Genomic DNA, 12528 nt, shown 5'->3' on the forward strand with positions numbered 1-12528 from the left:
CCTATCCCAGCCGCACTGAAAAGCTGCCCGGGTTGTTTTGAAGGCTGGCACCACTGCCCGCGTGGCGTTGCAGCAAGCGGTAGTCCCAGACCCCGGCTGTTGAAGGGGCCGCATAGCTATGGTTAGCTGTCATGAAGGCGGGCTCCGTACTTTCCCCAAAGACCGGGTCTGCCGTCAGAACCGTTTCCCAGGTGCCGCCGGAAGGCCTGCGCTGGAACCGCATATACTGTGTGTCACCCGATCCGCTTGCGCGGAAGTTCAACTGCGCCGCCATATGCACCGTGCCACCGCCCGAAAGCGCGAGGGTGAGAACACCCGGTGAGGTATGCTGTGTGTAAGATGTCGCCGTTGCAGGATAGACATCGCCCTCAGCATAGGTGGCGGACGTCCCGTCCCTTGATTTTGACAGGCTGATACGCACGGTCAGCGATACCCCGCCATAGCTTGCCGTCACATCGACAAAAGCGCTGTCGTCCGACATGCCAGTGATGGTTACAAGGCCTGAGCCGCTCACCGATGCGCTGCAATTGCTGGCAACCCGGCTGTAGCTCGCGCTTGCGGCCACATTGCTGGTGCCAGCAAACAGCGCAACCTGCGATGTCTTGTTGAACTCTCCTGACTTGGGCGTGCCATCAGGTGAACAGGCCACCGTATGCGATGTGGGCGACGCATTGATCGTCAGCCCGCTGCTGCCGTCCTCCCCGCGCCACTGCGACCATGTGTAGTGGGATTTGTTTGTGCTTTCGCTTGCTGTCGTTTTGTTGGTGGCAATGCCGATATATTTGGTGTTTGACTGCGGGGTATCCGTCAGTCCCGTGCCATCTGCATTCGCACTATATTTGATCCAGGTGTAGGTGGTCTGCCCATCCGCGCCCGGCGCGCCCGCCACTCCGGTGTTTCCCTGCGCCCCCTGAATGAGCGACCACGTATAGTCAGACGCGATGTTACTTTCGTAAGGCGACGTTTTATTATAGGCGAAGCCGATATAAGCCTTGCCAGAAGGGTCATTGCTGATACCGCTGCCTGACGCGTTGCTGGCATAGCGTATCCAGGTATAGGTGGTTTGCCCGTCTGCGCCGGGCGCGCCCGCCACACCCTGCGGGCCCTGTATGCCTTGCTCCCCCTTCCAGCGTGACCAGACATAATCCGCCTTGTTATTGCTTTCGCTGGCGGTGGTTTTATTGACCGCGATGCCGATATAAACCGTATTGGCTTGCGGCGTATCGGTCAGGCCGGTGCCATCTGCGTTGGCGCTGTATTTGATCCAGGTATATGTCGTCTGACCGTCCGCGCCGGGAGCACCCGCCACGCCGGTATTGCCCTGTGGCCCCTGTACAAGCGACCATATGTAATCAGCCGGCGTATTGCTTTCCGCGGCAGTCGGTTTGTTGTAGGCAAAACCGATATAGGCCCGGCCTGTCGGGTCATTGCTGATCCCCGCGCCCGCGGCGCTGTCGGCATAGCGTATCCAGGTATAGGTGGTTTGGCCGTCAACGCCCGGCGCGCCGGGCACGCCCTGTGGCCCCTGTCCCGCCAGCAAGGTCCAGAACGTGGTGTTTGTCGGCTCAACCCCCGTGGCGGCGCTCAGGCTGATGAAAACAAAGCTGCTGCCGTCATATGTCACCACATCGCCGCGCACATAAGTGGCCGTGTCGTCATACACGCCGCGAAAGACATTGCGGGTGGCACCCGGCTCAATGTCATCCAGCTTTGACGGTGTAGCCGGCAGCTCAATCATTTGCCCGGCCGCAAGGCTCTCCTGCCCGCGCTGGGTCCAGTAGGTCAATTGCACGTCATAAAACGCGCCATCAACCAGCCCGCTGATGCGGGCAGACAGCGTGTCACGCCCCAGATAGCGCTGGCCGGTATACTCTGCGTCGCCCGCCTTGCGCCATTTCAGCTCAAACCGGTCCATGCCCACTGTGCTTGTCGGCGCGTCCCAGTTCACATCAATGCCACTGATCATGCTGCCGTCGGCTTTTGCTTCATGGAAGCTGACAAGTTGCAGGTCGGTAGGGGCCCCAGGGTCTGCCCACAGGTCCGGCGCATCGCCAACGGAATTCAGCGGTTCGGGCCAGATGGCCTCCCCGCCATAAACGGTGGGGTCGTAAAGCGCGAGGTCCACCTCCACCTCAAGGAACGCGCTGACGGAGATTTTCTCCACGATAAACAACCGCGCGTCGAACCCGCGTTCCGGGTAATCGACCTCAATCACGTCACCGGGTTCCAGAAGCAGCGCCTTGCGCGCCAACTTCAGCCCCTCGACATGAAAACCGACCCGGCTTTTTCGCACCAGAAATTCGGCAAATGCCTGCGCCTGATAATAGTCGGTGATGGTTTTCACCGGCACATTGGTGTGAAGGGCGGCACCATTGTCGTGCGCCTTGAAATCGGCATACTCCGGGCTGTCCAACAGCGGCCAGGAAACCGCGTCTTCCTCATAGTCCTTGTTGGCATTTGAAAATTCGACCGTTACCCGGTTCAGCCGCCCCTGACGCAGGCCATGTTCGCAGGTCCAGCCGCCAAGGATATCATCTTCGGTGACGGTCATCACCGGGCCTGAGACAAGATCCTCAAGCACAAGGCGGTGCCGCCCGTTTGACCAGGGCATGGACCAGCCAAACCCTTCGAGAAGCTTCTTCAGATTGTCGATAACATTTTCTTTGGGGTCAATGACCGCATCCGTAGTCCAGCGTGCCTGCGAGGTACCCACCTGATCAGGCCGGTAAGCGGGGTATATATCGCCGTCATGTATCGGGACAAACTCGCCGTAGCGCGGGTCCCACACGTTTTCTGTCGGGCCGGTATGTGTCAACACGGCAGGGATGACCATGGGCTGGTGATCTTGAGTTCCACCCGCGCGCTGGTATCGTCCTCGATCTCGCGCCAGCTGTGGACAGAGCCTTTGTAAAGCCTGATTGCCTTGCCCCCGATGACACCACTCTCGCCCTCAAGCAGCACAAGCGACACGGTGACCGGACGACCAACGAGGTAGCGCATGCGAAACAGCGCTGCCTCCACCCTGTCGCTGCCGACAAGGCGGATGGTGTAACTTTGCAATTTGATATCCCGCTCCCGCACGATGGCGGGCAGGCCAGCGACCTGGCCTTCGGATACATAGGTCACGCCTTCAACCACAAGGTCATGGCCGTGGGTGGTCCAGCGCCAGTGTTCGATGTCGCCTTCGATATCGATCAGCCAGGCAAAATGCACATGGTCGCTCTCAAGCGCGGGCAGGACGCCCGTCTCTACACTCAGCATGGCTACACCCTTTCGATCACGTCAATTTCAAGTCGGATAAGCCCCTGCGCATTAAGGCGGATCTCCTGCACGTCGCTTGCCAGCGAACAGCGCATCTTCAGCCCGGTTGTGACAAGCGTGCCACCCGGCACCCGCGCAGGCGGGGAAACCGTCAGCGGGCTGGTGCTGGTGATAACGTGGATCTTGCTGTCGTTGTCGAACCGGGCGAAATTGCCAACCGCCACGCCCGATACACCGGTCAAATTGTCCAGCGGCACATCAAAGATACCGCCGCGTCCCCGCATGGCATGCAGAAAGGCGATCAGCTCTGCCGCTTGCGCCCGCAGCATGGGCGGGTAGACAAGGGTCATTTCAAAAAAGTGGCCACCGTATTCACTGGTCAAAATCTTGCCGCTCATGGCCTGGCCAGATTTAGTGCGCTGGTGCGGTTTCACCGTCATGGCCGCCAGTGTTATTGTGCCCGGCAGTTCGAGAAAACTCATGCTTAATCTCCCTCAGCCGAATGGCGCTTCCATTGCGTAGTCGGCAAAAATCTCGCGGATCATGCTCTCAAGCGCGCCCCTGTTGCTGTGCACGGCGTCTGGTGCCGCGCCCGCGCCAATGGTCAGGTTGATATTGGGGGCAAGTGTCGTGCTGGTGCTGTTTGTGGTGCTGCTACTGTTTTGTGCCACGCCCTGCTGCACGGTAAGAAAGCGGGAAAGATCCGCGTTCAGGCGGCGGTCTACCACTCGTTCCCCCTGCTCCAGCAGATAGGTGCCGGAGGACGGAATACTGTCGATCCCGTCGTGGGCCTGCCCCTTCACCGCCGCCAGTTGTGCAGCACCGGTGACAGTAGCAAAGGCGATGGCTGGCAGGTTCGATGGAAACGGCGCGGACGCAACGGCCTTGGCGATGCCACGGGCGGTATCCATCACCACACCACCAATGGCAAAAGCCTTGCGAATCTTGCCCAGTGCCTTGGTGCTTTTCAGCGCGTTGCCCACGATCCCGGCCCATGCCTTGGCATTGGCTTTCTCGCGTTCTTCCTCCGCGTTCACCGCGTCCTTTGCTTCGTCCTTTTGGACTTTGGCGGCATCGCTGGCCTCCGCTGGCGCTTCACCGGTCTTGCGTGGTGTGGTGCCCGCCGCGTCACCAAAGGGATCTTCCCCCGTTTTCTGCTTTTCCCCTTCCTCGTCACTTGGGAAAAGATTGGGCGCTTCGGCTTTTATCGTTGCGCCAATATCGCCCACCAGCTCGGAGAAAAAGGCTTTATAATCGGTCGCGATAGCGGGGATGCCGTCCAGATAAGTGCCGCCGGCCCCGCCGCCGCCAAGCGAAATGCCAGCGAACGACGAACCGCCCGCCGCGCTGGCTATCTTGTCAGCCATGTCCTCCATCGACTTGGTCAGCTTCTCCAGCCGGTAATTCATCTGGTCCATGGAACGCGCAAAGTTAACCGGCACACCAACCGTGATCGGCTTCGTTGTCTGCATCATGCATACCTTTCAAGAAGTTCGTTCAGCCGGGCACCGCTCATGGCTTTAGACCGGGCGTCCGGCATGTCCTTGTCGGGGTTGATGCCGTGTGCACGCTGGTAACCGCGCATGGCAAACTTCAACTCGGGCAAGGTGCAGGCAAGCGTGACTGCCGGGCTTAACCCCAGCATGGCGCCAACCTCGATAAACTGGCCCCATGCAATGGGTTCGGCTGCCTTGCCCCCCGTCAGCCCGGGACTTTCGTCGCTTTCAGGGGGTGCGGCTTTCCCGGCTCTGGCGCGGATAGTGTGTTTTCAAGGCACTGCGAAATAGCGGTCGCGCTTTCCGCCAAGCCTGCCTTCAGTAGCTTTTCACCCGCCTTGCGCCGGGCATCGGCATCACCAAAGTCACCGCCAGTCATGGCAAGAAACAGCGCCGCCATATCCGACAGGCGAAACTCCGTCAGCCTGCTCGTCAGGAAAGGCACCAGCCCCATACCAAAATAGTCTTCAAGGTCCATCATTGTGCCTATATCAAGGCGCAGGCGCACATTTCGTGCCCCGATGCGCACGCGGGCTTCGCCCATCATGCGCCGCGCCACTTATGCGACCTCCGGTGTGAAGGTGATCACCCCCGAGCTACTGAAGGAAATGGAATAATTAACCTCATCGGCTTCACGGCCCATCAGTTCAAGGTTGGTAATGGCAAACTTACCTTCATAGGTGCCGTGGCCCGGCACAATCACACGGCAAAGCGGATGTGTCGCATTCATCATATGGTCATGGACAGTTTGAAACGCAGCGTCGGACAGGAAAGTACCGGCAGCTGTGGACGAAAAGGAGCGCTGGCCACCGCCGTCAAGCGACTCTTTGAAGCCGCCACTATCCTTGCTGGTGATATCCACCTCGCTGTTGGTTATCTTGATATCATTTGAGTTGAAACCACCCACTGCAACATAGTTGCTGTCTTCGTAGGAGCTGCTGCCGTCGTGAATTTTGAGAAGCAGTTCCCTGCCAAGTTGCGCTGCCATGCTTGTATCCTTTCAAGGCTGTGTGACGCGAGGTCGTGACAAAAATTCCCGCCGCAGCGGTTTTAAAAGCTGCTATACTAGCCGCTTCGGGACGGGAGTTTTAAGATGCGCGGGACCGTGAGAACCCCACAAATCGGAGCTGTGCTGGCGCTGTGCATGATGGTGTCAGCGGCAGCCGAAGCCGCCGCACGCACCCGCCCCATCAGCGTTCTGGATGAAAATAAAATCGATATTGCCGAGCGCTGTATCAGCCATCTGAAGGCCTATCGCGGCGCGATAGGGTTTCTTGAGAAACGGTTGGAAAGAAGCCCGCCCCACGTGACATATGTCACCCGGGGTGGTGACCAACTGACGGTCATCAATCGCACCCATATGATCATGCGGATGGAACGCCGCGTGCTGGAGGCAGGGATGCAGGCTCGTGAACGCGCCTGCAATAATGCGCTCCTGAGCTAGGCCGCATCCTCTTCATAAAGCTGCACCTTATAGGCCAACCGGCCACGATACCGACTGCCATTCTCCGCATACTGGCGGGTAACAGCTGCCCCGGTCAGGATAATCTCACCGGCGTGACACCCCGGTACAGTCGGCTTGTGGCGTGACAACAAGCGATCGACCGCTGCCAGCAAGTCCTTGCATTCAAGCTGGCCGTCACCATCAGACCACACCCAAAGCGCGAAAGTAACGACGTTGCCCTGACGGTCTTTCAATCCGGCGGGGCTTATATTCGTCTCCCCCATCGCAAGGTAGGGCATGGATGCGCCAAGCGGCACCTCGTCATAGAGACCGCTCAGGCGGGCGCTTAGTTCCTCGTCCGCCATCAGCTGGGCAAACACCACTTCCTGCAGGCGGTGACAATAAAAGGCTGTCATACCGTGATCCTTTTCCTCAATTTCACGATGCGCGCACGCCGTCAAAGCTGATAAGCCGCACGGTCGTACCGGTGAGGCTATAGCCCTCAAGCCGGTAAAGGCGGCCTTCCCATTCGGCATGCCGCGCAGCTAGATACGCGGCCTGATAGGGTACCGTGAAATCTGCTTTTCCGGTGTGTTCCGGTGCCTCGGTGGTGCCCGCTGCGAAGCGGCCACTCTGAGACACTTCAGCCCATACATCGGCAATGATCAGGCGGTTTTTCTGCAAACGCCCGCCCGCTCCCTGGCTCAGTTCTTCGCCCATAAGGGTAACGCGGTGTCGACGCGCGCCGATCATAATTTCACCTGCCGGTATTGGCTGACCATGGACGCGGCACCGCTGGCGTGCACCGCATCTTCAGCACCCTCGTCACCGCGATGGGTATATAGATATGCCACCAGTTGCAGCAGGGCATGTCGGATAAGCTCGGGCACCGCGTTCCAGTTTTCGCCAAAGCCAGTGCGGGCAGTGATGCGGACGCCTGCGCGCTCACGCGATGGTACCGGCCAGCTGGTACCAGCGGCGAGGTGCAGCATGGGTAAAAGCCCGGGGGTTATGTTGTAATTGCTCGCCGGCCAGCTTTGCCAGCCCGGTGCCTGCCAGACTTCAATGCTGGCAATGCTGATCAGCGGCCTCAGCGGCAGGGGAAAAGACCGCGCACTGGCGTGCAGCCAGCTCATCGGGCCTTCGCGGGTGCCTTGCCACCACCTGTCAGCTGTCCCACTGCATGAGGCCGGAAAGCTGTCCAGCGACAGGACCATATCACGCGCCACAAGCGCAGCGCCAAGATGGGCTTCCATCAATGCTTCGGCTGTGCGCGCAAGGACCGCAAGTCCTGCATCGTCTTCCGCGCTGTCCAACCGCAGGTGACCGCGCACATCATCCAGCAGCAAGGTGTCTGTTTCAGGGGGCGTCAGGGTTTCCATTAACATGTTACCGCTCCATCACATAAAGGCTTAGGCTGCGTTCGCCGGTGCGGCCAGCGTCTGTCTCGATCGTGCAGGTCAGCCGGTAGCGCGCACCGCGCACACCCCCCGACACGAGGATGCCCCGCGTATGCCCGCCATTCACAGGGTTTGACAATGTCGGCGCGTCGTCGCCTGCGGGGTCAACACGCCAGTCTGCATTTGTGATTGTCTCGCCGCCAGTCAGCCAGGCGGCCCAGTCAAAACTATAGTCCACCGTTGCCGATGGATCCTTGGCATGCATGGCCATGCGGGGCCTCCGTCTTTTAAGAATTGGGTTGTGCCGTGAGCGTGAACCAGCCGCCTGTGGGTGGACTGACGCCAAATGCACCGCGCTGCGCCTCAACCGCGCCACCGGCGGGCGACAGGTCAACAAGACCAAAGAGCGCATCTTCAGCCTTTGGTTTGCCAGGCAGGCTCATCAGCAGAGCCAAGAAACGCGCAGGCGGCAGATCTACCGGATCACCCCAGATGATGGGATCGGTGAAAAAGGCGGCACCACCGGGCACGGGCTCCACCCGCACGCCAGCAACAGCTACGGGCCCGTAGTCACCACCCGACAGCTCATAAGGCGTGATATGCGAATAGCGATCATGCTGGCTCATATCCGGCACATACCGGCCATCCAGCAACACCGCTGAAAGACGCGCCAACGGCAGCCTGAGCACCCCTGTCATGAGATGCTCAAAAGGCGGTGCATAAAGGATCATCGGACCTGTGTTCATAAGGCTATATCTCTTCGTTTGAGGCGTTTCACCGGAACGGCACGGCCCAAATGCGACGCCCGTGCCTGTCGGTCATGGCTGAGGCCGAGGTTTTCATGCGCATCGGTCACTGCCGTGTCTGACGCCGCCAAAACCGGGCTGGGTACCGCCGGCGCCATGGCCGCGCTTTGGGCATAGTCACCCCCCAGGGGCGATGACGCGAATGCGCTTGAGGCCGGGGCCATCAGATACCCCCCTCAGGTGCCCAGGTGTCTGCGGTATCTTGTGGCGGCTTCTCTGCAGGTTTTGCAATGGTGCTCAGGCTGTTGCACACCTCAACAAAGGCAGGCATTTCAGCACCCTGAAGCTGGGTGCGCTGCAGAAACTGGAGGATAATGGTGGCGTGTTTGGCCGACAGGGCCGGTTGGTCCTTTGACATGATCATATCCTTTTTTTTAGACTTAAGCCGCTGCGCCGGCGGCATCGACCCACTGGCTGCCATCTGACCAGATCGGTTTGCCAAGCGTGGTATCAAACATTTGCGCGCCTGCGCCCACACTCACTGCGGACGGTCGGTTTACCGTGCTGTCTGACTTACCCCTCAGTACGCCGTCGGTAACGAGGTCTCCTGCCAGCGACGCACCGCCATCGGCAAAAATGGTGAAAACATCGTTACTGCCATCGCTGCATTTGAGGTATGTGGCGCTCTGATCCATGGGTGAGTTGGAGAGGATGAAACGCGCAACTTCCGGGCTTGTGCCACTTTGGTTCTCAAATCGCACTACCGGGGCATTGGCAATGCCAGCCGCATTGCGGATTTCGTTTGAATAGAAGTGCCAGACCCCGACGTCGTGATCGTAGCTCAGTTCCGGGCTACTGGCAGAGCGGAATTCAATGTCATAGGCTCGGCTTGCATGTGCATCGCCATAAAGCGCAAGGTTCGCCCCCTTGTTCGTGGCAGAACTGCCGGACAATAGCAGATTGGCCGTGTCGAGTGTTTTAACAATATTGCTGGTGATCGCGAGTGAACTCTCAAGCCGCACTTCCTTGAAAAAACGAAACGTACCGTTACCGCCGGCGTAATCATCATCATAGTGCAGCACAGCACTGGCACCACGCCGGACGGCAAAATCAAAGGCGTCTTCCGGGTGCGCGTCGCCAAGAAGATAGAGGTTTGCACCTTCGTTTGGCGCTGCACCCCCGGACAGGTAAAGCCCTTCATTTGACATGAGTTTCAGAATGTCACAGCCGGAACCGCCCGAAAGATCACCCGATGGCCCGATTTGCCAGCGCAGGGTACCCGATACGGTCGTGCTGTCCATGGCGGTATAAAATCCGACCCGGCTGGCAGCATTCATGATGGTGGAGCCACCCCCGACGGACACCGTATTTTCGCTTTCCTGTGCAAGTGCAAAAAACAGCGCCAGCGGCTCTTCCGCCTTGATATAATGCGGCACAGCGATACGTCCCACCTTGGTGGTGCCGTCGCCAAGTGACGGGCCGGTGCTATCTGATCCCACGACCAGCGCCACGGAAGAACCATTGTTAACCCAAAGCCCGCTCGCATTTGTAACGCCGGCATTGACGCCAATAACCGCCCGCGTCACACCCCCAGCGGAAAAGCCGATCTGATCAACCGACCTTCTGAATATACCGGTGTCCGAGGCACCTACAAAAGTATATGAGGGACTAGTTTCTGCTCCGCCGCCATTTCTTATATTGGCATTGTTGGCCATTTGGAGGCCACCGCCATCCATACGGGCTTTTTCCGCGCCTCCAAGGCTAAATCCCATGGAGTTTTCGTCAACACGGTATAGCCCTTCCTCGGCGAACGCGAAAGCCGGCTTTATGGCATTCCCTTGTGCCGTGTACACATTACCAGCGACAGACAAGTCGCCCTGGTCTGCCGACAGCGACATCAGGCATATATCGCTGCTATTCTCCCAAAGGAACCCATAGGCTGGATCCACGGGCGCCCTGTGTCGCAAATGCAACCCTGCCCGACCATCAAGGGCGGGAGCACATGACGTATCCGCAAGCGATGTGCCCCCATTACTGGCGGCAAGATACGTTCCCCAGTTGGCGTTGTCATCATCCCACCAGAAAATGCCATGGTCAGGACCGCCATTCACCTTGTTCTGCACGCTGATCTTGCCGCCACCACCAACGGACAATTTACCTGCCACATCGACCCCCGGCCTCGCATACCAGTGGTCGAGCGCGGGATCAAAGCCAAATTCGCGGTTAAAGTCCGGCACGCCCGCAATGAGCGGCGCGAACCAGGCCCCGCCGCCACTGTCGCCCATCTGTATTGAAGGGTGTTCAAACACCGTGGCTTTGGCTTTGCCGGAAACCGTCAACGTATCGCCGTCCACCCGGAGTTTTTCTACCCCGCCCGTCTCAACCAGAAGCCCGGCCGAGAAGGTCGCCCCGCCGTCTTTCAATGTTACCCCGTCCACCGTCACCCCGGCATCCTCAGTCACTTCACGAATGACATCCGCAGCGACCTCGGGCCTGTTCAGATAGTCGGAGGTCAACGCACAAAACACACGCGCATTGCCGGAAAGCGGGATGGCCTCAGGGGCGGCGCGGTCAAACACACCGTTCAGCAGCGTTTCGCTGACACTGGTACGCTCCAGCCTGTTTGCCGCAGCGAGTGTGCCTGTGCCAATTTCATAATTGTCGCCATCCTCAACGACATAAGCAACTTCGTCCGCCACGGCAAAAGCGTCGGAGAAGCGTACATGCCCCTTGAGCGCTCCGCCCAGGGTAATGTCGCCAGTGCCTTCGGTATTGGTATATTCGCGCACACGGTTTGCCAGCATTGTCAGTCACTCTCGCTTTTGGGAAAAGAAAGGGGCGGCGGGACCTCCGCACCGCCCCGTCGGTTGGTTATGGGCGGTTATGTCGCCGAGAACTTCAGCAGCTTCAGCGCATCATCGTTGACCAGCGCCCCGCCCACGCGCCGCGTGGCATAAAAATGTACATAAGGCTTGTTGGTATATGGATCGCGCAGCACACGGGTTCCCGTACGCTCAATGAGCGTATAGGCACGCTCAAAATTACCGAACGCGATGGCGCAGGCGTCCGAACTCACATCGGGCATGTCCTCCACTTCCACCACAGGATAACCCAGAAGCGTATCCGGCTGGCCTTCACTGAGTCCGGCACGCCAGATGAAATTGCCATCCGTGTCCTTGAACTTACGCACCATCGCCAGCGTTTTGGAATTCATCACAAAACGCGCGCCAGCGCGGTACCGCGCAGAGAGCGTATGCACAAGGTCAATGAGCATATCCGCCGGATCGGTCGCCGGGAAAGCGCCGTCCGCACCGGTGATCACATGCTGGATCTCGCCAAACGTGCGGCTGGCATCCCCGTCGGCAGATGTCGTGTACGTCAGAAAGCCCTTGGGCTTGTTCTCGCCGTCGCCGTTCACGATCGCCGCGCCTTCCTGTGCCGCGAACTCTTCGGCCACTTCTTCATTCAACCAGGCCTCGGCGTCGAACTGCATGTCATCGAGCGCGCGCTGCGTGGCAGCAGCGTTGGCATATATCTCACCCGGGGTGATCGCAACTTCCCGCAGGGACGGTGTCGCCGTAGCGGCACGACCATCCGTCTCGCCTACCCAACCGGAGGACGCGCCGCCCGTGTTCACAAGGCGCTTGTAATTTCCGCTCTCAACCTCTTTGACTTTCACAATCGAGCGCAACGGCGACAGCACGCGCAATTGTTTTTCAATCTCGGCATCAATCACGAGCGGCACGGCAAAACCACCATCACCGCCGGAGGACGTCGAAAGTGCCTTTATCTCAACAGCCTTCAGGCCGTCCGTGTCACCCTTTTGCATGAAGCCAGCAATAAACGCTGACTTGTGCTGATCATCATAGCCAGAACCGCCGTGCGCCAGCGCACCTGGCCTGTGCATGGAGACCTCAAGTGTATCAAGGCGCGACTGCACCTCCATCAGGCTCGTTTCCGCCGCACTTGTATAGTCATCAATAGCGGCTTTCAGATCGGTCATTTCCATGACATCTGTCCTTTCTGTTTCATATTTTCACGATTGGCCGGAACACATGCTCCAGCCACGAAGGCAAAGCCGCCCGCCTGCCTCACGCAGGCGATGGGAGGTGCCGGTTCTGCCGCCGCCCTGCCGGCATCACACAGGCGGGCCACGGCGGGCGAGGGACATTGCCCTCTTT

The 12528-nt window shown here is 59.1% G+C and carries 17 protein-coding genes; 1 reads left to right on the forward strand and 16 read right to left on the reverse strand.

From position 1 onward, the window contains the following. Position 1: 1 nt before the first annotated feature. The 7 genes from OEU85_RS02100 to OEU85_RS02130 are packed head-to-tail and all read right to left on the reverse strand — an operon-like array spanning position 2 to position 5745. Complete coding sequence (locus OEU85_RS02100) at positions 2–2833, reverse strand: phage tail protein (protein WP_262689778.1); 2832 nt, start codon at positions 2831–2833, stop codon at positions 2–4. Further along, the gene (locus tag OEU85_RS02105; protein ID WP_262689779.1) at positions 2812–3261 is read right to left on the reverse strand and encodes a hypothetical protein; all 450 of its coding nucleotides are present in this window, start codon (positions 3259–3261) and stop codon (positions 2812–2814) included. Before OEU85_RS02105 ends, OEU85_RS02100 begins: the two co-directional genes overlap by 22 nt. A 2-nt stretch (positions 3262–3263) precedes the next feature. Further along, the gene (locus OEU85_RS02110) at positions 3264–3743 is read right to left on the reverse strand and encodes a hypothetical protein (RefSeq protein ID WP_262689780.1); all 480 of its coding nucleotides are present in this window, start codon (positions 3741–3743) and stop codon (positions 3264–3266) included. A gap of 12 nt (positions 3744–3755) precedes the next feature. Further along, positions 3756–4736 (reverse strand): hypothetical protein, encoded by a 981-nt coding sequence (locus tag OEU85_RS02115; protein ID WP_262689781.1) that lies wholly within the window; start codon positions 4734–4736, stop codon positions 3756–3758. Beyond that, on the reverse strand, positions 4733–4906 hold the full coding sequence (locus tag OEU85_RS02120; protein WP_262689782.1) for a hypothetical protein: 174 nt from the start codon (positions 4904–4906) through the stop codon (positions 4733–4735). Before OEU85_RS02120 ends, OEU85_RS02115 begins: the two co-directional genes overlap by 4 nt. A 56-nt stretch (positions 4907–4962) precedes the next feature. Beyond that, entirely contained in the window at positions 4963–5316 is a 354-nt protein-coding gene (locus OEU85_RS02125) for a gene transfer agent family protein (protein ID WP_262689783.1), read from the reverse strand. Further along, positions 5317–5745: a phage major tail protein, TP901-1 family gene (locus OEU85_RS02130; protein WP_262689784.1), complete on the reverse strand. Its 429-nt coding sequence runs from the start codon at positions 5743–5745 to the stop codon at positions 5317–5319. Between the two features lie 105 nt (positions 5746–5850). Between OEU85_RS02130 and OEU85_RS02135 the strand changes: the two genes are divergently transcribed. Continuing rightward, positions 5851–6201, forward strand: a complete 351-nt coding sequence (locus tag OEU85_RS02135; RefSeq protein ID WP_262689785.1) for a hypothetical protein — start codon at positions 5851–5853, stop codon at positions 6199–6201. Here OEU85_RS02135 and OEU85_RS02140 read toward each other — a convergent pair. The 9 genes from OEU85_RS02140 to OEU85_RS02180 all read right to left on the reverse strand — a co-directional run bounded on the left by OEU85_RS02140 (position 6198) and on the right by OEU85_RS02180 (position 12356). Next, positions 6198–6617 (reverse strand): DUF3168 domain-containing protein, encoded by a 420-nt coding sequence (locus tag OEU85_RS02140; protein ID WP_262689786.1) that lies wholly within the window; start codon positions 6615–6617, stop codon positions 6198–6200. The two genes, OEU85_RS02135 and OEU85_RS02140, sit on opposite strands and share 4 nt — an antisense overlap. A gap of 22 nt (positions 6618–6639) precedes the next feature. After that, positions 6640–6954, reverse strand: coding sequence for a head-tail adaptor protein (locus OEU85_RS02145; RefSeq protein WP_262689787.1), 315 nt, complete (start codon positions 6952–6954; stop codon positions 6640–6642). Continuing rightward, positions 6951–7589 carry a head-tail connector protein gene (locus OEU85_RS02150; protein WP_262689788.1) on the reverse strand — a complete coding sequence of 213 codons (639 nt, stop codon included), beginning with the start codon at positions 7587–7589 and terminating at the stop codon, positions 6951–6953. Before OEU85_RS02150 ends, OEU85_RS02145 begins: the two co-directional genes overlap by 4 nt. A 1-nt stretch (position 7590) precedes the next feature. Further along, positions 7591–7872, reverse strand: coding sequence for a phage fiber-tail adaptor protein (locus OEU85_RS02155; RefSeq protein WP_262689789.1), 282 nt, complete (start codon positions 7870–7872; stop codon positions 7591–7593). 16 nt (positions 7873–7888) lie between these two features. Beyond that, positions 7889–8347, reverse strand: a complete 459-nt coding sequence (locus OEU85_RS02160; RefSeq protein ID WP_262689790.1) for a hypothetical protein — start codon at positions 8345–8347, stop codon at positions 7889–7891. After that, positions 8344–8571, reverse strand: coding sequence for a hypothetical protein (locus OEU85_RS02165; protein WP_262689791.1), 228 nt, complete (start codon positions 8569–8571; stop codon positions 8344–8346). Before OEU85_RS02165 ends, OEU85_RS02160 begins: the two co-directional genes overlap by 4 nt. Then, entirely contained in the window at positions 8571–8765 is a 195-nt protein-coding gene (locus tag OEU85_RS02170; protein WP_262689792.1) for a hypothetical protein, read from the reverse strand. The genes OEU85_RS02165 and OEU85_RS02170 overlap by 1 nt, the downstream gene beginning before the upstream one ends. A 22-nt stretch (positions 8766–8787) precedes the next feature. Then, positions 8788–11151 carry a hypothetical protein gene (locus OEU85_RS18670; protein ID WP_262689794.1) on the reverse strand — a complete coding sequence of 788 codons (2364 nt, stop codon included), beginning with the start codon at positions 11149–11151 and terminating at the stop codon, positions 8788–8790. A gap of 77 nt (positions 11152–11228) precedes the next feature. Next, the gene (locus OEU85_RS02180; protein WP_262689795.1) at positions 11229–12356 is read right to left on the reverse strand and encodes a phage major capsid protein; all 1128 of its coding nucleotides are present in this window, start codon (positions 12354–12356) and stop codon (positions 11229–11231) included. Positions 12357–12528 lie beyond the last annotated feature (172 nt).

Origin of the sequence: Kordiimonas aestuarii, from assembly GCF_025574465.1 — a bacterium.
Classification (GTDB): domain Bacteria; phylum Pseudomonadota; class Alphaproteobacteria; order Sphingomonadales; family Kordiimonadaceae; genus Kordiimonas; species Kordiimonas aestuarii.

What these genes read in the sequence shown, in the direction of transcription:
- OEU85_RS02100 (WP_262689778.1), bottom strand. Translation starts at nt 2,833, where the DNA reads ATGGTCATCCCTGCCGTGTTGACACATACCGGCCCGACAGAAAACGTG.
- OEU85_RS02105 (WP_262689779.1), bottom strand. Translation starts at nt 3,261, where the DNA reads ATGCTGAGTGTAGAGACGGGCGTCCTGCCCGCGCTTGAGAGCGACCAT.
- OEU85_RS02110 (WP_262689780.1), bottom strand. Translation starts at nt 3,743, where the DNA reads ATGAGTTTTCTCGAACTGCCGGGCACAATAACACTGGCGGCCATGACG.
- OEU85_RS02115 (WP_262689781.1), bottom strand. Translation starts at nt 4,736, where the DNA reads ATGATGCAGACAACGAAGCCGATCACGGTTGGTGTGCCGGTTAACTTT.
- OEU85_RS02120 (WP_262689782.1), bottom strand. Translation starts at nt 4,906, where the DNA reads ATGCTGGGGTTAAGCCCGGCAGTCACGCTTGCCTGCACCTTGCCCGAG.
- OEU85_RS02130 (WP_262689784.1), bottom strand. Translation starts at nt 5,745, where the DNA reads ATGGCAGCGCAACTTGGCAGGGAACTGCTTCTCAAAATTCACGACGGC.
- OEU85_RS02135 (WP_262689785.1), top strand. Translation starts at nt 5,851, where the DNA reads ATGCGCGGGACCGTGAGAACCCCACAAATCGGAGCTGTGCTGGCGCTG.
- OEU85_RS02140 (WP_262689786.1), bottom strand. Translation starts at nt 6,617, where the DNA reads ATGACAGCCTTTTATTGTCACCGCCTGCAGGAAGTGGTGTTTGCCCAG.
- OEU85_RS02145 (WP_262689787.1), bottom strand. Translation starts at nt 6,954, where the DNA reads ATGATCGGCGCGCGTCGACACCGCGTTACCCTTATGGGCGAAGAACTG.
- OEU85_RS02150 (WP_262689788.1), bottom strand. Translation starts at nt 7,589, where the DNA reads ATGTTAATGGAAACCCTGACGCCCCCTGAAACAGACACCTTGCTGCTG.
- OEU85_RS02155 (WP_262689789.1), bottom strand. Translation starts at nt 7,872, where the DNA reads ATGGCCATGCATGCCAAGGATCCATCGGCAACGGTGGACTATAGTTTT.
- OEU85_RS02160 (WP_262689790.1), bottom strand. Translation starts at nt 8,347, where the DNA reads ATGAACACAGGTCCGATGATCCTTTATGCACCGCCTTTTGAGCATCTC.
- OEU85_RS02165 (WP_262689791.1), bottom strand. Translation starts at nt 8,571, where the DNA reads ATGGCCCCGGCCTCAAGCGCATTCGCGTCATCGCCCCTGGGGGGTGAC.
- OEU85_RS02170 (WP_262689792.1), bottom strand. Translation starts at nt 8,765, where the DNA reads ATGTCAAAGGACCAACCGGCCCTGTCGGCCAAACACGCCACCATTATC.
- OEU85_RS18670 (WP_262689794.1), bottom strand. Translation starts at nt 11,151, where the DNA reads ATGCTGGCAAACCGTGTGCGCGAATATACCAATACCGAAGGCACTGGC.
- OEU85_RS02180 (WP_262689795.1), bottom strand. Translation starts at nt 12,356, where the DNA reads ATGGAAATGACCGATCTGAAAGCCGCTATTGATGACTATACAAGTGCG.